This window comes from Desulfovibrio sp. 86 (assembly GCF_902702915.1).
In the GTDB taxonomy this organism is placed as follows: Bacteria; Desulfobacterota; Desulfovibrionia; order Desulfovibrionales; family Desulfovibrionaceae; genus Desulfovibrio.
On the sequence record NZ_LR738849.1, the window covers coordinates 2,724,384 to 2,744,782 of the forward strand.

The window sequence follows — 20,399 nt, forward strand, 5'->3', positions numbered from 1 at the left end:
CAGGCTGTTAGTGGGGCAGGCCGTCTTCCCGTACCGGGAAACAGGACGGCCGTTTATCCAGTGTTGTCCGCGCCCGTCTGAGGGCAAATTCAAACCGTTGGCGACGACGGCTTGTCTGGCGGCGTCTGGTGATTTCTTGAGTACAGGCCGTTGCGGCCCAAGGCCATGAGGGGGGAGGATGAAGGTTTTTCGCGCATTGGCGCTGGTGCTGGCGCTGGTTTTCTGCTGTTCGGCCACTGTCCGGGCCGAGGGTTTCGCGCTCAATGAATGGAGCGCGCGCGGCGTGTCCCTTGCTGGCGGCCTTATCGGGCGCGCCGACGATGTTTCCACCCTCGCCTACAACGCGGCGGGCATAACCCAGGTGCCCGGCACTCATGTTATGGGTGGCCTGGCCTTCATCGCGCCCATGGGCACCATTGTGTCCGATATGAGCGCAGGCGGGACAAAGTATACCTCCACCAAGCCCGATGTGTGGCTGGCCCCGCATGGCTTTGTCAGCCACCAGCTCAATGACAATGTCTGGCTGGGTTTTGCCTCTTTCAGCCGTTTTGGCCTGGGCAATTCCTTCGACAGCAATTGGGTCGGCAGATACAATATGTATGACATCGGCCTGAAAACCATCTCCTTTGTCCCCACCCTGGCCTACAAGGTCAACGATACGCTTTCCCTGTCCGTGGGCGCTGAAGTCATGAACGCCCATGTTTACAGGGGCAGCAAGATTCCCACGAAAACCTTTTGACAACGATCTGCAGCTTGAAGGCAGCGGCTGGGGGGTTGGCGCGCACCTGGGCATGCACATGCGCTTTAATGACCAGTGGTCCATGGGTCTGTCGTACAAGAGCCAGGTTACGCTCAATCTTTATGGCGACGTGGATTTCAGCTATGAGGGCGACAGCCTTCTTACCCGAGCAGGCACTCTGCCCGTGGCCCGGGACCGCAGCGCCAACGCCACCTTGCAGCTGCCCGATTCCATCGCCTGGGGGCTTTCGTATAAGCCACTGGAAAATCTGAGTTTTGAAGTGGGCACGGTCTTTACCCGCTGGTCCACCTACAATGCCCTGAACATCAACATGGGCAACGACTATTCCTCGGTCAACAACAAGGAATGGCGTGACGGCTGGAATTTCAACGGCAGCGTCGAGTACAAGCCTCTGGACTGGTGGAGCCTGCGCGCTGGCGTCGCCTATGAAACCCCGGTGGTCAACGAAAATTACAGTGATTACATGATGCCCACCAACGGCCGTACCGTCATGAGCCTTGGCACCGGCGTCACCTGGAACAACTGGACCGTTGATCTGGCCTATGCCCATTTGTGGATCTATCCTGTGGACTATGACACTACCAGTTCCTCCGGCATCCGCTCAATGGGCATCAAGGGCGGGCACTCTGAAAATGTGCAGGCCAATATTTACATGTTCTCGGTAGGTTATACTTTCTAGGCTTGTATCTTTTCTCCGGTTTTGAACCGGCTCTGAAAGGCCGCTTCAGACTCATCATGAATGCCCCGATCTGGCGTTGTCAGACCGGGGCATTCTTTTTTTGGGCTTTACTCAATCGCCATAGTCGTGTGAAACTGGGGCAAACTACCTTTGTGATATGTTCTCAAAGGTTGAAGGTCATTTCGGCGCAACCCCACGCTTCAAATGATGGATGGCGCTGGCGGCCACGCAACCCGAAACCAAAAGGATGATGTTGCCATGAGAAAGCACGTAAAAGCCAATGTCAGCTGGGTTGGCTATATTGACTGGGAACTAAAGCATTTTCACGGAGACGAATACTCCATCATCAATGGCTCAAGCCAGAACGCCTATCTGGTTGAAGAAGAAAAAACCGTGCTCATTGATACGGTATGGGCGCCGCATCGCTTTGAGTTTATTGAAAATCTCAAGTCAGAAATTGATCTTGCAAAACTGGATTTTGTGGTGGCCAATCACGGTGAAGTGGACCATTCCGGCGCGCTGACAGAGCTTATGAAGGCGCGTCCGGATTTGCCCATTTACTGCACAGCCAATGCCGTTAAAAGCCTTGAGGGGCAATACGGAAAGCACGGCTGGAATTTCAATGTGGTAAAAACCGGCGATACCCTTGATATAGGCAATGGAAAAACGCTCGTATTTGTGGAAATGCGCATGCTGCACTGGCCTGACAGCATGGCGACCTACCTTACGGGAGACAATATCCTTTTTTCCAATGACGCCTTTGGGCAGCACTTTGCCGTTGAAGGTCTTTTTAACGACAAGGCCGATCAATGCCTGCTCGAAAAAGAGGCAATGAAATACTATGCCAACATCCTGAATCCATTTTCTACCTTTGTAGCTAAAAAACTTGAAGAAATTTCCAGTCTGAACATTCCCATAGACATGATAGCCCCAAGCCATGGCGTCATTTGGCGCGACAAGCCCATGCAGATTGTCGAAAAATACGCGCAGTGGGCGCAGGACTATCAGGAAGATCAGCTGACCATTGTTTACGACACCATGTGGGAGGGCACCACGCGGCTTGCGCACGCCATTGCGGAGCAGGCCGGAAAGCTCAGCCCCGATACAGAGGTCAAGGTCTTCAACATTTCCAAAACAGACAAAAATGAAATCATGACCGAGGTGCTCAAGTCCCGTGCCATAGCCGTAGGGTCCCCAACGGTCAGCAGCACCATTTTGTCCAGTGTGGCTGGCTGGTTGCACTTCCTGGCGTCATTGAAGTTCAAAAATAAGAAGGCCGCAGTGTTCGGCTGCTATGGCTGGAGCGGCGAAGGCAACAAGGTGCTGCGTGAAGAACTCGCCAAGGCGGGCTTTCAGGTTGTGGACGAAAACATACGTTCTCAATGGAACCCGGAAAAAGAGGATCTTGATAAAAGTGAGGCCATTGTAAAGGCATTGCTGGCCTAGGGACTGTTTCTAAATAATTCTTTTGTCCAATTGGCTGCGTCAAAAGGCCATTTTTTACTCTCGTCATGTACCGCAAAAGTACACTCCTTTCGTAAAAAAGGCTTTTTCCTTGCCCTTGGCGCAAAATCATTAATTTAGAAACAGCCCCTAGAGCCCTTTAGCTTTCAAAAAATGTAAATGCTCCAAGGCTGCACGAAGGTGCAGCCTTGGAGCAATGTCCCCTTTTTTCAAAGGTAAAAGGCTTTAACGCGCTCAGGGGCGTACCAGAATTTTGATATGCTGGTCTTTGTTGTTGATGAGCTCCAGAAAGCCTTTATCGAGTATGTCCTTGAGCTCAATCTTGCCGGTAATGAGATTTTCAGCCCTGATGATGCCCTTGGCCATGAGAGCGGCCAGGCCTTTGAAATCGTCCAGCGTGTAGGCCAGGGTGCCCATGACGCGCTTGTCGGTGCCGCTGAGGCTGAAAAAGTTGAAGGAACTGGGTTCTTCAAAAATGCCCACAATAATAGCCAGCCCCGTGTTGCGAAGAACGTCAATGGCCAGAGGGCCGGTCATCTTGTTGCCGATGCACTCAAAGGATACGTCCGCGCCTGAACCGCCGGTGATTTCCTTGATGGCGGCCACCGGGTCGCATTCCTTGGGATTGATGATGACGTCCGCCCCGCATTCCTTGGCTTTTTCAATGCGCGCCTTGGACATTTCCACCACAATGATCTTGCCCGCGCCTGCGGCTCTGACGGCCATAATGGTGCCAAGGCCGATGGTGCCCGCGCCGAGCACAACCACGTTAAGCCCCAATATGCTGCCAGCCATGCGCACGGCCTTGAAGCCCGTGGCCAGCGGCTCCATGACGGCTCCGGCTTCGGCGCTGACGCCCTTGGGCAGAACGTAGCACAATTCGGCGGGCACGTTCACAAGAGAGGCAAAAGCTCCGTCATTATGCAGGCCGGTAAAGGCCAGTTTTTCGCAGACGTTGTAGCGCCCTTCGCGGCAGGGTTGGCATTCGCCGCAATGCTGACAGGCATCGGGGGCCACCATGTCGCCGACCTTGACCTCGGTGACGCCCTCGCCAACGGCCACAACCTTGCCGGTAAATTCATGACCCAGAATGACGCTTCCCTGTTTGCCGGTGAGCGGGTGGGGGGCGTTCACAGGAATAAAGATGGGGCCGGCCAGGTACTCATGCAGGTCAGACCCGCAAATGCCGCACCACTCAACCTTCACCTGCACCCAGCCGGGGGCCGGGGGGGAAGGAAGAGGCACCGTTTCAACCCGCACATCTTTTTTGCCGTGCCATACTGCGGCTTGCATGCTCTCTGCCATAACGACCTCTCTCGTAAAAGGGTGTATGATGCCCTTTCATTTGCACAGGTCGTGCCTTAGAGCGATTTCAGTTTGAAATCGCTCTGGCGGATGCGGGAGCAGACGCCCGCCGCAGAGGCGTAAGCGCAATTTATTTGCGCTGTTACGCACCGAAGCGGGCGTCTTGGAAGCATTGAGAAGGGATGTTCTCAATGCTAAAATGCTCTAAAGATGGCCGTTGGCGCGGATTTTTCGCAATTGGGCCGGGAGGTGGCGTGCTTCCTTGATAGGGAAAAAAAGCACATGTCGATTGTCATACCAGGTGCACAATTTTTGTTCCATGCCCGAACACAATACGGCCTGTGCTGTGCGGGTATGGAACAGCATATACGCCCCTCCGCCCGGAATTCCATTGTGCAAGATTCCGGGCGGAGCAGAAAATCGGGGAGCAGTCAGCAAAAAAAGATGGCGGATCGGCGGGATCAGTTGCAGTGATCTATTTTGCGCAGTTTCGCGTAAAGGGTGTTGCGCCCTATGCCCAGGGCCTTGGCCGCTTGCAGCATGTTGCCCTTGTAGTGGGCCAGGGCCGCCTTGATGGCGTGGGCCTCAATGCTGCCCAGGTTGAACTCCGTCATGCGGGGGAGGGCGGCCATGGTGCAGTCGCAGCCGCCAGCGGCCAGCGGCTCATGCCGGGCATGCAGGGTGGCGGGCAGGTGTTCGGGAAGGATACAGCCGCCCTGGGACATATTGACGGCAAATTCCATGCTGTGCACAAGCTGGCGCACGTTGCCGGGCCAGGCGTAGTCTTCCATGATGCGCAGGGCCTCGGCAGAAAGGCCGCCAAAAGGCTGGTTGTAGTTGCAGCACAGTCGGCGGCAGTGGTATTCCGCAATGAGGCCGATGTCGTCCTTGCGCTCGCGTAAGGGGGGAATCTCAAGCGCCAGCACATGGATGCGGTAAAAAAGATCCTGGCGAAAACTCCCCGAGGTCAAAAGCTGGTCGAGATCCCGGTTGGTGGCCGTGATAAGCCTGAAGTCCACCTTGATGTTCTGTTTGCCGCCCACACGTGTCACGCAGCGCTCTTCCAGCGGGCGCAGCAGGTTGACCTGCATCTCCAGGGGCATTTCCGATATTTCATCCAGAAAAAGCGTGCCTTTTTCAGCCAGTTCAAACTTGCCGGGGCGGCCTTTTTCCGACGCGCCGGTAAACGCGCCTTTTTCATAGCCAAAAAGTTCGCTCTGGATAAGCTCGCGGGGCAGGGCGCCGCAGTTGACTGCCACAAAGGGGCCGTCAGCCTGTGCGCTGGCCTGGTGGATGGCCCTGGCGAAAAGCTCCTTGCCTGTGCCGGTTTCGCCGTACAGCAGTATGGCTGCCGGGCTTTGGGCCATATGCCGGGCTCTGGCCACAACGCTGGCCATTTTTTCGCTGCGGTACAAGATGTCGCCAAAGGGGCGGGGCTCTTCGCGGTGGCTTCGCCGGGCGGGCGTCGGCAGAACGCGCGGGGCCTCGGCCTGCAAGGTAATTATGGAATGGCGGTTTTCAGTGCCGCTGGCCATAAATGACACGATCTGGGCGCTGAGTTCCGGGTTTGTCGTGCAGCGCAGCGGCACGCTTTCGACATTGTTCTGCCGCCAGTGCGCGGGCGCGGGGCTGCCGAAAAACATGTCGGCCCGGCAGTCGCGCAGATCGCCGGCATAGCGCAACATGCGGGCGGCGAGGGTATTGGCGTAGCTTATGCGGCCCTCATCGTCCACCATGAGTATGCCTATGGGCATGGAACTGAACAGGGTGTTCAAGAGGCTGCGCGACTTGTTTTCCATATTGGCCAGCGAGGCGTTGAGCAGAAGGCGCTCAATCTCGCGGGCAGCGCCCATGACCAGCCACAGGGCATGGCTGTGGTCGGCGCTGGTGGGGCCGGAAATGTCAAAGCAGCCCCACAGGTCGCCAAATGGCGTAAAAATGGGAGCCGCCGAACAGCCCCAGGACTGGTGGCTGTTGCAAAAGTGTTCCACTCCCATGACCTGGGCTGGCGTGCCGTCATTAATGGACAGACTGATGGCGTTGGTGCCCACGCTGAGTTCAGACCACACGGCCCCCGGCCCGAAATGCAGGCGGTCGGCCTCCAGCAGAACGTCCTTGCTGCCACAGGTGCGCAGGATGCGCCCCTCGGCGTCAGCCACCGTAATAAGCAGGCCCCGCTGCTTTATCTGATCATATATCTGCCGCTCCACATCCGCCGCCAGGTCCGCATAAATATCGGCCAGAGGCTCTATCTGCGTCATGGGCGTGAACTCGCAACACCGGGGCGAAAGGGGGTCTACGCCCATGTCGCGGCAACGCTGCCAGGATGCGGCGATGGGCTGGGGAAGTGTGGGGTCGTCAATATGGCCCGTTCTGATGAATGTTTCCCATACATCTCGCCTCTGTTTGCCGCTTGAGGAGCCGCCGCCAAGCAAAAGTCCGGGGCGTGGGGATTTGGATGTTCCTCTGGGTTCCTGCCGCATTTCAAAAACATCACCATTGCGCTGCAATACGTACATACCCTTCTCCTCTTGCCGCATTCATGTGGCGTAAACCGCCTGCGGATGACCGCATTGTGGCTTGTTCCGCGTGACCGTCACGCGCCCTGCCAGGATGGCCGGACAGGCCCACCGCATGTGACGGTTCTGTGTACGCTGGAACAAATCTAGTTGGGGTAAGTAATACCTTAGTATTTTGAAAAAATGAATAGGGTATTCACAGGATTTTACTAGATAACCACAACTATCATGGCAGAATTATGTCATGTTTTTATATTGAAGTGTCCTGTATTTGGTATGTTGTCATGTAAAAATGTTCCATTTTTGAACACTTTAACTGTGTATTGGTGGTGCTGAATAAAATTATATTAAATTTTAGTATGTTATAAGATGGCATCAGAGTTGCACCACTTGGACAAGAGCAGCAAATGGATGGGCCGGATCGGGGGTAGTGCCGAAAGTCGAATGCTTTACGGCGGGCGTTGGCCGCTCCGGAATCCGAACGTACCGTCTGTCATAAAAAATCGCTCCACATGAGGAGGTTTGAGGATGGCCTACGAAGTGCAGATGCCCAAATGGGGCCTGACCATGAAAACCGGCAAGATAGCGCGCTGGCTTGTGTCAGAAGGCGGCGCGGTGGAAACGGGGCAGCCGCTTTTGGAAGTGGAGACCGACAAGATTACCAATGTGGTGGAATCTCCCGCCAGTGGCGTGCTTTTACAGATAGTTTCCCCTCAGGGCGAAGTGGTGCCGGTCATGCAGGTCATCGGCGTCATTGGCGCAGCCGGTGAAGCCGTGGCGGCGCAGCCTTCCGCCAGTGCCGCCGCCACCTCCGCAGCCCCTGCCAAAACGGAAAAAGCTCCGGCCTCCGCCGCCGCCAAAGCCTCCGGCGAGCCGGTACGGGCCATGCCCGCCGCGCGCAGACTGGCTGCGGAACTGGGCGTGGACCTTGCCTCGGTGCAAGGGTCCGGGCGTGACGGCGCCGTGACCGAAAAAGACGTGCGGGCAGCCCACGAAGCAGCCCAAAAGGCTCCTGCCGCCGGGGGGGCCGCCCCGGCAGCTTCCGGCTCCTGCACGGGTTCCGCGTCTTCCGGCCCCTGCTGCGAAGACGAAATCGTGCCCATGGACGGCCTGCGCAAGCTCATAGCCGACAATATGATGGCCAGCCTTCAGGGTGCTGCCCAGCTCACGGTTTTTGTGGAAGCCGACGTGACCGAAATGGTGGCCCTGCGCGACAGCATGCTGGCCCGCAACAAAAAGAACCCCGACTACCGTCTTTCCTACAACGACATCATCGCCTTTGCCGTGTGCCGCGCCCTGTTGCGCCACCCCGTCATGAACAGCACCCTGCGGGAAGACGGCATCCATCTGCACAAACACGTCAATCTGGGCATGGCCGTATCTCTGGATACGGGCCTCATCGTGCCCAATGTGAAAAACGCCGACACCTTCAGCCTTGAGCAGCTCAAGGAAAAGGTGCGCGACGCGGCTTCACGCGCCCGCAAGGGCGGACTTTCCATGGACGAGATATCCGGCGGCACCTTCACCATCTCCAACGTGAGCATGCTTGGTGTTGACGGCTTTACGCCCATCCTGAATCCGCCGGAAACGGGCATCCTTGGGGTTGGCCGCGTGGTGGAAAAACCGGGCGTATTCGAGGGTGAAGTGTGCGTGCGCAAGATGATGACGCTTTCGCTCACCTTCAACCACATGGTCACCGACGGCGGCCCGGCCATGAGCTTTTTGCGCACCCTTGCCGACATGCTGGAAAAACCGGTGCGCATGCTGGGCTAAGCCCGAGCGGACAAAGCGAGGAAACCATGCTTCAACGCTACATTGTTGAACTCGGCACCGGAGCGGACCTGCACGGCGCGGACATGACCAAGGCCGCCAGGCGCGCCGTGAAAGACGCCATTTCGCGGTCCTGTCTCTGCGGACTGGTTGAAGTGCTCGGCCGCTCGTCTTTTCAGGGAGTACACGTGCACGCTGAAATCGCCGTGCCCGACCCTGCGGGCGTGGATGTGGAGGCCGTAAAAGCCGCCATACCCATTGGCGATAAAAGCGTGACCATTGTTTCCGGCGGAATGCGCGTTCCTGGTCTGGAAGTGCCCATTTTCGGACCGGGATGCAGCGATATTGTGATGGCCTGCGCGGCTCTTACCGTGTCGGTCTATGTGGATTGAACAGGCAACTGATCAAGTAAAGGAGGAGAGCATCATGAAACATCCCGACAAGAAGGTCTTGCTGGAAATGTTCAGCACCATGACCAAGATCCGCCTTTTTGAAACGGAACTGCAAAAGTTCTTCGCGGCGGGCAAGATTCCCGGGTTTGTTCACCTGTATCTCGGCGAAGAAGCCGTGGCCACGGGAGCCTGCGCGGCTCTTAAAAAGACGGACATGATCACGAGCACCCACCGTGGGCACGGTCACTGTCTGGCCAAGGGCGGCGACCTCAAGCTCATGATGGCCGAAATCTTCGGCCGTTCCACGGGCTACTGCAAGGGCAAGGGCGGATCCATGCACATCGCCGACTTCAACATCGGCATCCTTGGCGCCAACGGCATCGTTGGCGGCGGCGGCCCTCTGGCCGTGGGCGCGGCCCTGAGCTGCCAGTACAAGAACAACAAGGGCGTGTGCGCCTGCTTCTTCGGCGACGGCGCGTCCAACCAGGGAACCACCCAGGAAGCGCTCAACATGGCCAGCGCCTGGAAGCTTCCCGTGGTCTTCATCAATGAAAACAATGGATACGGCATCTCCTGCGCCCAGCACAGGGCCATGGCCATTACCGACATCGCCGACCGCGCCGCAGGGTATGACATGCCCGGCGTTGTGGTTGACGGCAACGACGTGCTGGCTGTCTACGAGGCCGTGACCGAAGCCGTGGAGCGGGCGCGCAAGGGCCATGGCCCCTCGCTTGTTGAATGCAAGACCTACCGCTGGCGCGGCCACTTTGAAGGTGATGCCTGCGTTTACCGTTCCGCGCAGGAACTGGAAGAATGGAAGGCCAAGGATCCCCTGCCGCGTTTCGCGGCCAAGCTGGTGGATGCCGGTCTGGCCACCCAGGCGGAACTGGACGCCATCACCGCCAAGGTGACCGCCGACGTGGATGAAGCCGTGAAGTTCGCCGAAGACAGCCCCTTCCCCACTGAGGCCGCTCTGCTGGAAGACGTATACGCCTGACGTTCCGGAGCATCATCCAGGACGGCAGAGTAATTTTAGGGAACCACCTTCATATTTTCATAATGGAGAAAGATATGGCCATCAAAACCTACCTGCAGGCGATCAACGATGCCATGCGCCAGGAGATGGAGCGGGACGAAAATGTGTTCATCATCGGTGAAGATGTGGGCAAGTTCGGCGGTTGTTTCGGCGTGACCCAGGGGCTTTTCGACAAATTCGGCGAACGCCGCGTTCGTGACACTCCCATTACCGAAAGCGCCATCGTGGGCGCTGCTGCGGGCGCTGCTGCGGCCGGTCTGCGGCCCATTGCCGAGCTCATGTTCGTGGACTTCATCGGCGTAGCCATGGACCAGCTTTTCAATCAGGCAGCCAAGATGCACTACATGTTCGGCGGCAAGGCCAAGGTGCCCATGGTGCTGCGTATGCCCCAGGGCGCGGGCGTCAGCGCCGCCGCCCAGCACTCCCAGTGCCTGGAAGCCTGGTTCATGCATATGCCAGGAATCAAGGTGTGCATCCCCTCCACCCCTGCGGACGCCAAGGGCATGCTCATCAGCGCCATCCGTGACGACAACCCCGTGGTCTTCCTTGAGCACAAGCTGCTCTACGGCGTGGAAGGCGAAGTGGACGACGCTGTCTATGAAATTCCCCTGGGTAAGGGCGAAATCAAGCGCGAAGGCACCGACGTGACCGTGGTGGCCACGTCCCTCATGGTGCACAAGGCTCTGGAAGCCGCCGAAAAGCTGGCCGCCGAAGGCATCAGCGTTGAAGTGGTGGACCCCCGCTGTCTCGTGCCGCTGGACAAGGACATCATCCTCAATTCCGTCAAAAAAACCCATGCGCTGGTGGTGGCTCAGGAAGCGGTGAAAACCGCCGGAGCTGGCGCTGAAATAGCCGCCATGGTGGCTGAAGAAGCTCTGGACTACCTGGACGCCCCAATCGCGCGCGTGGGCGCTCCGTACTGCCCCGTGCCCTTCAGCCCTCCGCTGGAAGCGGCCTACATTCCTTCTGCGGAACAGATTGTGGCTGCGGTCAAAGGCCTTCGCTAAGAGCGGATACGCCGAAGATGCGTTAGCAGATGTGGCCGCAGGTTAGGGCCTGCGGCCGAAATTTCCACCGGAGTTCACGTGAAAGCAGCCATTATCGCCAATCCAGCTTCAGGCAAGGACATTCGCCGCATAGTCGCGCACGGCAGCGTCTTCGACAATCAGGAAAAGGTGCGCATGGTGCGCCGCATCCTGGTTGGTCTGGCCGCTGCCGGAGTGCGGGATGTCCTCTACATGCCCGAGGGGTACGGCATCGTGCCCCGCGCCCTCAGCGATCTGGAAACTCTTGAGACGCCTGTAAACGTGACTCCGGTGGATATTTATCTGCACAATACGCAGCAGGATACGGTCAATGCCGCCGCCCTCATGCAGGAAGCGGGCGTGGCCGTCATCATCGTGCTTGGCGGCGACGGCACCAGCCGCGCCGCCTGCAAGGGCGCGCGCAACACGCCGCTGCTGCCCCTTTCAACAGGCACAAACAATGTTTTTCCCATCATGACCGAAGCCACGGTGGCGGGTCTGGCCGCAGGCGTTCTGGCCTGTGGCGGCGTCTCTGTGGGCGAGGGCTGTACCGAGGTGAGCCTTCTTGAGGTTCTGGTGGACGATACGCCGGTGGACATCGCCCTGGTGGACGTGGCCGTGTCGGACAATCTTTTTGTGGGGTCGCGCGCCCTGTGGGACATGAGCGACGTGAGCCAGCTCTTTTTTTCGCGCTGCAACCCCGCCTGCATAGGATTTTCCGCCGTTGGCGGCCAGTTGGACAGCATCCGGCCGGAAGAGCCGCGCGGGCTGGCGCTGGATATTGATCCCGATTTCGCCTGCCGCGTGCGTGCGGCCATCGGCCCCGGCCTTTTTGCCGATGTGGGCGTGTCCGGCATGCACAAAATGCTGCCCGGCGACGTCATTGCCGTGCGTCAGTCGCCCTGCACCCTGGCGCTGGACGGCGAACGCGAGGTTGAAGTGCGCAAGGGGCAGCGGGCCGGGGTCAGGCTGTCGGACGACTGGCTGCGCGTGGTGGATGTGCAGCGCACGCTCGAATACGCGCGCCAGCGTGGACTGTTCATGCGCGGGGCGCAGGTCTGCTACTCCCGCTAGAGCTTGTGGCACGCACGGCAACTGCGGCACGCGCGGCACAGCAGCAGGTATGGCATCAGGCCAGGGACGGCACGCGCTGCAAGAGCGTCAGGGTTCAACGGCAAAACTAAGGGGAGCATATGAAACTCAAGGCAGCATTCATTTTTCTTACCAAGATGGAATCCGGGGCGGATTCTCCCGCCGAATACAGGAACTGGACGCGCACTCCCGCCGTGGACCTCTTGTCCATTGGCGTGGCCACCTACGCCCAGGCAGTGGCGGCGGCCCAAAAGGCCGTCAATGAAGAAGGCTGCGCCTGCATTGAACTGTGCGGCGGATTCGGCGTGCAGGGGACAGCCCTTGTGGCCCGCGCGGTGCAGGTTCCCGTGGGCGTTGTGCGCTTTGACGTGCACCCCGGCCTCGGCAACGTGAGCGGCGACGGCATTTTTGCCTGATCCGGAGCATCTCTGGCTTTACGGTTACGCCCTTCACGTCATGCCCGGCAACTTCCCGGTCATGCCCTACCATACAGGAGGACAGATACATGGCTATCAACGGCAAGGTTGTGCTGGTCACCGGAGCCGCCCGTGGCATTGGGCGAGGCATCGCGCTGCGTCTGGCAAAAGACGGAGCGGATATCGCTCTGGTGGACATGCGCGCGGACAAGCTTGAGGACGTGGCCAAAGAAGTGCGCGAACTGGGACGTAAAGCCAGCGTTTTTGCGGCTGACGTCACCGACAGGGCGCAGGTTTTTGCTGCGGTGGATCATGCGGAAAAAGAACTCAACGGTTTTGACGTCATGATCAACAACGCCGGCATAGCCCAGGTCAAGGCTCTGGAAGAAGTGACCCCCGAAGAAGTGGAACAGATTTTCAAGGTCAATGTAAACGGCGTTCTCTGGGGCATTCAGGCTGCTGCGGCCAAATTTCGCGCCCGCAAGCAGAAGGGCAAGATCATCAACGCCTCCTCCATTGCCGGGCACGACGGTTTTGCCCTCATAGGGGCCTACAGCGCCACAAAGTTTGCCGTACGCGGGCTGACCCAGGCCGCCGCGCGCGAACTGGCGTCCAGCGGCATCACCGTCAACGCCTACTGCCCCGGCGTGGTGGGCACGGACATGTGGCTGCAGATAGACGAGGGCTTTTCCAAAATCACGGGTGCGCCCAAGGGCGAAACCTTCAAGAAATATTGTGAGGGCATCGCCCTCGGCAGATCGCAAACCCCGGAAGATGTGGCCGCGTTCGTGTCCTATCTGGCCGGGCCGGATTCGGACTACATGACTGGCCAGGCCGTGCTCATTGACGGCGGCATGGTCTACCGTTGATGCAGCCACGCTGCTGAGAAAAAAAGCCGCCGGAACAGCCTTTTGCCATAACACATCTATAAAATCAGCAGGAGTATAGCAGTGAGTATTGAACTTGCCATGCCGAAACTGGGTCTCACCATGAAGACCGGCAAGGTTTCCAAATGGTTCGTGGCCGAAGGCGCCATGGTTAAGCAGGGGGACGACCTTTTTGAGGTGGAAACGGACAAGATCACCAACAAGGTCGAGAGCCCGGCCGACGGCGTGCTTTTTCAAATCCTCGTGCAGCCCAAGCAGGAAGTGGCAGTGGGCGCGGTGCTTGGCGTTATTGCAGAACCAGGGGAAAATCCCGCCCGAGTTGAGGGCGGAGCCGCCTCTTCCCCTGAAGGTGCTGTTGATGCCGCAAGCCCTGCCGCTGCCCAAAAGAGCACGCCAGCCGCCGCCCAGCCCCCACGCTCAGGCGGGCGGGCCTTCTCCTCTCCCGCCGCACGGCGGCTGGCGTGCGAACTTGATGTGGATATTGCCTGTGTGGTCGGCAGTGGCCCCGAAGGGCGCATTCTCGAACGTGACGTGCGTGCCCGCTTTGATGCTGTAGGCAAGATCAAGATTACGCCTCTGGCCGCTGTTGTGGCCGCTCGCGCCGGGCTGGACATTGCAACGCTCACCGGCACCGGCGAGGGCGGCAAGATCGTGCGCGAAGATGTGGAACGCGCGCTGCATCCCGAAAAGTTCGCGGCCCAGGAAGCCAAGGCCCCGGCCGGAGCCGTTCCTCGCGCCGACGGGCCCGGTACAGTGCCCATGGAAGGCATGCGCAAGATCATTGCCGACAACATGCAGGCCAGCCTGCAGAATTCCGCGCAGCTCACCCTGGTCAGCGAGGCCGACGTGACCGCCTGCGTGGGCATCATTGCCGACCTCAGGGCCAGGCACAAGAAGGACAAGGACTTCCGCCTGTCCATGAACGATGTGCTCATTCTGGCCGTGTCCCGCGCGCTGAAAAAGCACCCGCGCATGAATGCCACCCTTGATGGCGACACCATCACCCGTCACGCGGAAGTGCACATGGGCGTGGCCGTGGCCCTGCCTGAAGGGCTTGTGGTTCCCGTGCTGCACAATGCGGACGGCATGGGCCTGCTCCGCATCGCCAGCGAGGCCCGCCTGCTGGCCGGGCGCGCGCGCAAGGGCGGGCTCACGCCCGACGACATGAGCGGCGGCACGTTTACCATTACCAATATGGCGCATTCCGTGGTGGACTTTTTCACGCCCATCCTGAAACCCGGCGAAACGGGCATTCTAGGCCTGGGCCGCGTGACGGAAAAGGCCGTGGTGCGTAACGGGGCCATTGTGGTGCGCTCCATGATGGGCCTGAGCCTCACCTTTGACCACAGGGTTGAAGACGGCGCACCGGCGGCGGAATTTTTGAAGACGCTGACCGAGTTTCTGGCGGAACCGGCCCTGCTGTTGTTCTGAGGCGTTCCGGGCCTGAAAGGCTCGCGCGCCGGGCACGGTGAGGCATGCCGCGCTTGGAACGCGGGTGCAACAGTAAACCGTGCTGACGGCGGAATGCAGGCTTGAATTGTGTACGGTTTTACGGGCGGGTTGCGCCAGGATCACAGAGGCATTGGCCGGAAAGCCAAAAACGCCCCGGGTCCTGCAAAACCGGGCGGATATTCCGTCCGTGGGCATATCCCGCACAGAAGAAATACAAACAGCGTTCAGGAGAACAAAATGTACGACGTGCTTGTTATTGGTGGTGGCCCCGGCGGATATGCCGCCGCCATCCGCGCTTCACAGCTCAAGGGTAAGGTGGCTCTGGTCGAGGGCGGCAATATGGGCGGCACCTGCGTCATGCGCGGTTGCATTCCCAGCAAGATATGGCTGCGCGCCGCCACCCTGCTTGAACAGTCGCGCAATGCCGGAGAATTCGGCCTTGAACTGACTGTGGGCAAGCTGGACTTCAACGCGGTGCTGGCCCGCAAACAGGGCGTGTCCAACGACATCCGTATGGGCATGGAAGCCCTGCTGGCCAACAACGGCGCGGAAGTGATCACGGGCATGGCGAAAATAACCGGCCCCAACAGCGTGGAAGTGGACGGCAAAAAATTTGAGGCCAAAAACATCATCGTGGCCACGGGCAGCATGCTCGACATGCCCGATGTGCCCGGTCTTTCCGGCGTGGCCTTTACCACGGACGCCCTGCTGGACATGAAGGAAGCCCCGGCTTCGGTTCTTATCACCGACCCCACCTATATCGGCGTTGAAATGGCCGCGCTGTTGAGCATCCTCGGCAGCAAGGTGGTCTACGCCGTGCCCGGCCCCCGCATCCTGCCCGATGAGGATCAGGATTCCAGCCAGCGCCTGGCCCAGTCCCTGCGCGAGCGCGGCGTGCAGATTCTTGCGCGTCACACCCTGGTCAAGGTCGCGGGCAAGACCTGCACCCTCAAGAGCGGCGACAAGGAACAGACCATTGACGTGGACAAGGTGCTGGTTTCCGGCCGCAAAGCCGTCAGCGCCGGGTTTGGCCTTGAGGCCCTTGGCGTGGGCTTTGGCGATGACGGCAGCATCGTGGTTGACGGCCAGTGCCGCACCGCCTGCCCCTCCATCTTCGCCATTGGCGACTGCACGGGCGGCTGGATGCTGAGCCATGTGGCGTCGGCCATGGGCATCTGCGCGGCGGAAAACTGCATGGGCATGACTTCGAAGTTCCCGGCCCACCTGGTTTCCCGCGCCATCTGGGGCAGCCCGGAAATGGGTTCCGTGGGCCTTTCTGAAGAGCAGGCCGAGCGCAAGGGCTTTGAGGTTGAAGTGGGCGGCTTCCCGTACTCCATCAACGGCTACGCCATGCTGCGCGGCGAGGTGGACGGCGCGGTGAAGATGGTTGCCGACGCCGAAACGGGCGAAATCCTGGGCGTGCACATCGTGGGCAGCTGCGCTTCGGAACTTATAGGCGAAGCGGTGCTGGCCATGCAGCTCGAATGCACGGTGCGCGAATTCGCCAAGGGCTTCCGCGTGCATCCGGCCTTCTGCGAAACAGTGGTGGACGCCGCGCGCGACGCCGCTGGCTGGGCCCTGTACCTGCCCAAAAGAGGATAATACCGCATAACGCAAGCTCCGGCCGTCCCTACGCAAACCGTGCCGGTTCAGCGCCGGTCCAGCCGCCAGACGGCCGGAGCATGCAATTTTCAAGGAAGAAGCGCCATGTCCAGAGTTCAAGCCCTGCCGCACAATACTCCGCCACGGACTGAATACGCGACGCCTCTGGAAATCCTTGACCTTGGCCGCATCGAATACGGCGAGGCTCTGGATTTTCAGAAAAGCCGCGTGAGTTCCCGCATCAACGGCGTCACCGGCGACACCCTGCTGTTGCTGGAGCACGAGCCGGTCATCACCATGGGGCGCGGCGGTCTGGCCGAACACCTGCATGTGAGCGAGGAACACCTCAGGCGGCAGGGCGTGGGGCTCTTTTGGGTGGAGCGGGGCGGCATGGCCACGTTTCACGGGCCAGGACAGCTGGTGGCCTATCCCATCATCCTTCTGCACGAAAAAGACCTGCACCTGTATATGGAAAAACTGCTGGCCGCCATTGCCGCCGTATTGCGCAGTTACGGGCTTGAGCCGCAGCTGGGCGTCCACGGCCCGGGAGTGTGGGTCAACGGCGGCAAAATAGCCAGCGTGGGCATGGCCGTGCGCAAATGGGTGACCTTTCACGGCATGGCCCTCAACGTCAATACGGACATAGGCTGGTTCGGCCTTATCACGCCCTGCGGCAATCCCACCGAGCGCATAACCTCCATGCGGCAGGAACTGGGGCATGACGTGGACTTTGCCGAAGTTTCGCGCCGCTTTGTGCGCGCGTTCGCCGACGAGTTCGGTTTTTCGCAGCGCCCCGAACCGCAGGAGCGGCGGCCTGACTGGCTCACGGTGCGTCTGCAGCCGGAGGCAAGCGTCGGTCCCGTGGAGGACATGCTGTCCGGCCTGCGCCTGCACACGGTCTGTCAGGAGGCCATGTGCCCCAACAAGGGCGAATGTTTTGCGCGCGGCACCTCCACATTCATCATTCTGGGCGACGTCTGCACCAGAGGCTGCCGCTACTGCGCGGTGGGCAAGGGCAAACCCGAAGCCCCGGACGCGGCTGAACCGGACCATGTGGCGCAGGCCGTGCAACGTATGAAGCTGCGGCACGCCGTCATAACTTCCGTGACCCGCGATGACCTGCCCGACGGCGGGGCGGGGCATTTTGTGGCTGTCATGAAGGCCGTTCGGGCGGCCAGCCCGCACACCAGCGTTGAAGTGCTTGTGCCGGATTTTCAGGGCAACCGCGATGCCATCGACGCCGTCTGCGACGTGCGGCCCGACGTCTTCAATCACAACCTTGAGGCCGTGCGCCGCATTTTCGCCCAGGTGCGCCCCCGCGCCAGCTACGACCTTTCGTTGAAGGTTCTGGCCCATGCCGCAGAGAGGGGACTGCGCGTGAAGTCCGGCATCATGCTGGGGCTTGGCGAAACCTGGGACGAACTGCGGCAGACCCTTGCGGATCTGCACGCCCACGGCTGCCGTTTTTTGACTTTGGGGCAGTACCTTGCGCCGTCCACGGCCCATGTGCCCGTGGCGCGCTATCTGGCCCCGGACGAATTTGATCACTGGAAGCGCGTGGCCCTTGATATGGGCTTTACCGGCGTGGCCTCAGCGCCCCTGGTGCGCAGCTCCTACAGGGCTGAAGCCATGCTGGAAGAGCAGGCCGCCGCGTCCCGGCTGCAGCACTGCCAGGCCGATGATGCCTCCACGGACGCGACCGTGGCCGGCCATCAGGGTCATCAGGGTCGTCAGGGAATGTCGTGCGCCACTAGGCCGCAGGGGATTGCGTAACAATCCCCGTGAGAAAGAGATTTTGGCAAGTGTTGCCTGTGGTGAAAGGATTGATTCAGTGCCGCATTATAGAGCTTGTTCATGATGCGCAGTTGGGGCGCTGCACAGGCTGATGCCCGTCGCAGTGCCGAAAAAGATTGTTGGTTGTGTGGGCACGCGCCCTCAGTGGCGTGCCGTAAACTTTACGGATGGACATTCTCAAAGGTAATCCGCTCTAGGAGAAGATCATGAAGTTGTGGTTTAACACGCGCCATACCGCTGCCTCTCTGCCCGTTTTTCTGGTAGCCTTGCTACTGGTGCTGGCGGTCTGCTGGCTTCGGCCCGCCGCCGCCCATGCAGGCAGTTCATGGCTCATTGACGAGATGCGGTTTCACGCCTCGGCCCACAGCGCTCTGTCCTGTACCGATTGCCACACAGACATTGCCGAAGCCGCCGAACACCCCACGGCCAAGGGGCTGAATCAGCCCGGCAGCACGGCTTTTTCCGCCGAGGGCTGCTACAAGTGCCACAGTGAGGTGGAAGCCGAGCTTGCCCAGAACAAACACGCGGGCAAGGCCCTTGTGAAGGGGCAGGATTATGCCCAGTGCCTGACCTGCCATAATCCGCACTACGTTCTTGGGGCCGAGGCCCGCGCCAAGGGGCTGAGAAAGGGCGGGAATATTTCGCAATCCTGCAATGTTTGCCATGAGATGAAAAAGGCTTTGCCCTTGCCCGCTGCTGACGTGGCCGCCTGCCTGACCTGCCACGGTCTGCAGACCGGAGTGACGCAAGCGGCCTCTGGCGCGGCGACGGCTTCGGGTTCCGGAGGCAGCGCTGCTGCGCAGGCTCCGCAGGGCCAGGCCACACAGACGCAGATTTCGCAGGCAACGCAGGGCCAGTCCCCGCAGGCGCAGGCCCCGCAGGCGCAATCCCGGCAAGCGCAGGCCCTGCAACCCCGCGCCCTGTGCATGACCTGCCACGGCCCTGAAGCCAGGGATATGCCCGGAGCCGCCCGCATGGACGCGCAGGCTCTGGCCGCCATGACTCACAAGAATATGGACTGCCTGTCCTGCCACAAGGACGCGGCGCGCTATCCGCACAACAAGCAGGAGCGCGTGCCCTGCCTGACCTGCCACACGCGGCATACGGAATCGGTCATTCATGACGCCCACAGCCGGGTAAGCTGCGAAAGCTGCCATCTGCAAGGCGTGACCCCCGTGCTCAAGAACGGCATGGTGGTGGCGCGCGTGGACGCTGGCCCCCTCATGGCGCACGACATGGGCCTGCCTTCTGGCACGGTTTCCTGCGTACGCTGCCATTCCCCGGCTATTTCCGCCGCCAGCCCGGCGGGTGCGGGAAGCGTGGGCGCGGCGGATGCCGTGCTGCCAGCCAAAAGCGTGCTGTGCATGGGCTGCCACGCGGGCACCTTTACCGTGCAGGATACGCCCAGCCGCCTGGGACTCGGCATCTTTGTGCTGGGTTTTGCGGCGCTGATGCTGTTCTGGTTCTCCGCCAGCAATCTCGGCAAGGGAAGCCTTACTGCGGCATCGGACACGCAAAGCAGCGCCGACGGCACAGGCCAGACTCACGGTTGCCCGCGCCCCGAACACCATGGCACGAGCGAAAACCGCTGGCTGGCGCTCCTTGTGGACGTGCTGCTGCAACGCCGCCTGTACCGCGAATCGCGCACACGCTGGGCCATACACGCCCTGATCTTCTTCCCCTTCCTCATCCGTTTCAGCTGGGGCATGCTGGCCCTGCTGGGCTCGCATCAGGCGGCCGCAGCGGAATGGCCCTGGCTTATGCTGGCCAAGGACTGGGCCCCCACGGCCTTCATCTATGACGTCAGCGGTCTTGCCTTGCTGGCGGGCCTTGTGTGGGCCGCCCTGTTCTGGCGCAAGGAAAAGCTGGCGGCAGCCAATGCGCCGCGACACGACTGGCCCGCCCTGTGGCTGCTTTTGGCCATCACCGTCACCGGCTTTGTGCAGGAAGGCATGCGCATCGCCCTTACCGGCATGCCTGACGGCAGTGAGTGGGCCTTGGCGGGCTACGCGCTGGCCAGCCTGTTCGGCCAGATGACTCCTGCGGAACTGGCCCGCGTGTATGGCTGGGGCTGGTACGCGCACGCCATCGTTACGGCGGTCACCGTGGCCTATATGCCCTTCAGCCAGTTGCGCCACATTGTCACTACCCCGGTTTTTCTGCTTGTCCAAACCCTGAGGGGCCGTCACTAGCCCCGGAACCACAT

At 60.1% G+C, this 20,399-nt stretch carries 17 protein-coding genes; 14 read left to right on the forward strand and 3 right to left on the reverse strand.

The window, feature by feature from the left end:
* Positions 1–178 precede the first annotated feature (178 nt).
* The 3 genes from DESU86_RS14640 (at position 179) to DESU86_RS11155 (ending at position 2,885) form a co-directional block, all read left to right on the forward strand.
* Positions 179–739 carry an OmpP1/FadL family transporter gene (locus DESU86_RS14640; RefSeq protein ID WP_269474315.1) on the forward strand — a complete coding sequence of 187 codons (561 nt, stop codon included), beginning with the start codon at positions 179–181 and terminating at the stop codon, positions 737–739.
* A complete protein-coding gene (locus DESU86_RS14645) occupies positions 699–1,439 on the forward strand; it encodes an OmpP1/FadL family transporter (protein ID WP_269474316.1) in 741 nt (246 codons plus the stop codon). Before DESU86_RS14640 ends, DESU86_RS14645 begins: the two co-directional genes overlap by 41 nt.
* Positions 1,440–1,697: 258 nt before the next feature.
* The gene (locus DESU86_RS11155; RefSeq protein ID WP_179981106.1) at positions 1,698–2,885 is read left to right on the forward strand and encodes an MBL fold metallo-hydrolase; all 1,188 of its coding nucleotides are present in this window, start codon (positions 1,698–1,700) and stop codon (positions 2,883–2,885) included.
* A 252-nt stretch (positions 2,886–3,137) separates the two neighbouring features.
* Here the strand turns inward: DESU86_RS11155 and DESU86_RS11160 are convergent, their stop codons facing one another.
* The 3 genes from DESU86_RS11160 to DESU86_RS11170 all read right to left on the reverse strand — a co-directional run bounded on the left by DESU86_RS11160 (position 3,138) and on the right by DESU86_RS11170 (position 6,727).
* Entirely contained in the window at positions 3,138–4,196 is a 1,059-nt protein-coding gene (locus DESU86_RS11160; protein WP_232088346.1) for a 2,3-butanediol dehydrogenase, read from the reverse strand.
* A gap of 216 nt (positions 4,197–4,412) precedes the next feature.
* Positions 4,413–4,574 (reverse strand): hypothetical protein, encoded by a 162-nt coding sequence (locus DESU86_RS11165; RefSeq protein ID WP_179981108.1) that lies wholly within the window; start codon positions 4,572–4,574, stop codon positions 4,413–4,415.
* 95 nt (positions 4,575–4,669) lie between these two features.
* Positions 4,670–6,727, reverse strand: a complete 2,058-nt coding sequence (locus tag DESU86_RS11170; RefSeq protein WP_179981109.1) for a sigma-54-dependent Fis family transcriptional regulator — start codon at positions 6,725–6,727, stop codon at positions 4,670–4,672.
* 528 nt (positions 6,728–7,255) lie between these two features.
* Here DESU86_RS11170 and DESU86_RS11175 point away from each other — a divergent pair.
* The 11 genes from DESU86_RS11175 (at position 7,256) to DESU86_RS11225 (ending at position 20,385) form a co-directional block, all read left to right on the forward strand.
* The gene (locus DESU86_RS11175; protein WP_179981110.1) at positions 7,256–8,500 is read left to right on the forward strand and encodes a dihydrolipoamide acetyltransferase family protein; all 1,245 of its coding nucleotides are present in this window, start codon (positions 7,256–7,258) and stop codon (positions 8,498–8,500) included.
* Positions 8,501–8,526: 26 nt separating this feature from the next.
* Entirely contained in the window at positions 8,527–8,889 is a 363-nt protein-coding gene (locus tag DESU86_RS11180) for a Lin0512 family protein (RefSeq protein WP_179981111.1), read from the forward strand.
* 34 nt (positions 8,890–8,923) lie between these two features.
* Complete coding sequence (locus tag DESU86_RS11185) at positions 8,924–9,886, forward strand: thiamine pyrophosphate-dependent dehydrogenase E1 component subunit alpha (protein ID WP_179981112.1); 963 nt, start codon at positions 8,924–8,926, stop codon at positions 9,884–9,886.
* 74 nt (positions 9,887–9,960) lie between these two features.
* Entirely contained in the window at positions 9,961–10,932 is a 972-nt protein-coding gene (locus DESU86_RS11190) for an alpha-ketoacid dehydrogenase subunit beta (protein ID WP_269474317.1), read from the forward strand.
* A gap of 78 nt (positions 10,933–11,010) precedes the next feature.
* Positions 11,011–12,024, forward strand: coding sequence for an ATP-NAD kinase family protein (locus DESU86_RS11195; protein ID WP_179981114.1), 1,014 nt, complete (start codon positions 11,011–11,013; stop codon positions 12,022–12,024).
* A 119-nt stretch (positions 12,025–12,143) separates the two neighbouring features.
* Positions 12,144–12,458 carry a DUF6506 family protein gene (locus DESU86_RS11200; protein ID WP_179981115.1) on the forward strand — a complete coding sequence of 105 codons (315 nt, stop codon included), beginning with the start codon at positions 12,144–12,146 and terminating at the stop codon, positions 12,456–12,458.
* 89 nt (positions 12,459–12,547) lie between these two features.
* Positions 12,548–13,327 (forward strand): acetoin reductase, encoded by a 780-nt coding sequence (locus DESU86_RS11205; RefSeq protein ID WP_197957559.1) that lies wholly within the window; start codon positions 12,548–12,550, stop codon positions 13,325–13,327.
* Between the two features lie 81 nt (positions 13,328–13,408).
* Entirely contained in the window at positions 13,409–14,776 is a 1,368-nt protein-coding gene (locus DESU86_RS11210; RefSeq protein ID WP_179981116.1) for a 2-oxo acid dehydrogenase subunit E2, read from the forward strand.
* A 258-nt stretch (positions 14,777–15,034) separates the two neighbouring features.
* Entirely contained in the window at positions 15,035–16,399 is a 1,365-nt protein-coding gene (locus tag DESU86_RS11215) for a dihydrolipoyl dehydrogenase family protein (protein ID WP_179981117.1), read from the forward strand.
* A 105-nt stretch (positions 16,400–16,504) separates the two neighbouring features.
* A complete protein-coding gene (gene lipA / locus DESU86_RS14560) occupies positions 16,505–18,172 on the forward strand; it encodes a lipoyl synthase (protein WP_179981118.1) in 1,668 nt (555 codons plus the stop codon).
* A 227-nt stretch (positions 18,173–18,399) separates the two neighbouring features.
* Positions 18,400–20,385 (forward strand): cytochrome c3 family protein, encoded by a 1,986-nt coding sequence (locus tag DESU86_RS11225; protein ID WP_179981119.1) that lies wholly within the window; start codon positions 18,400–18,402, stop codon positions 20,383–20,385.
* Positions 20,386–20,399: the final 14 nt, after the last annotated feature.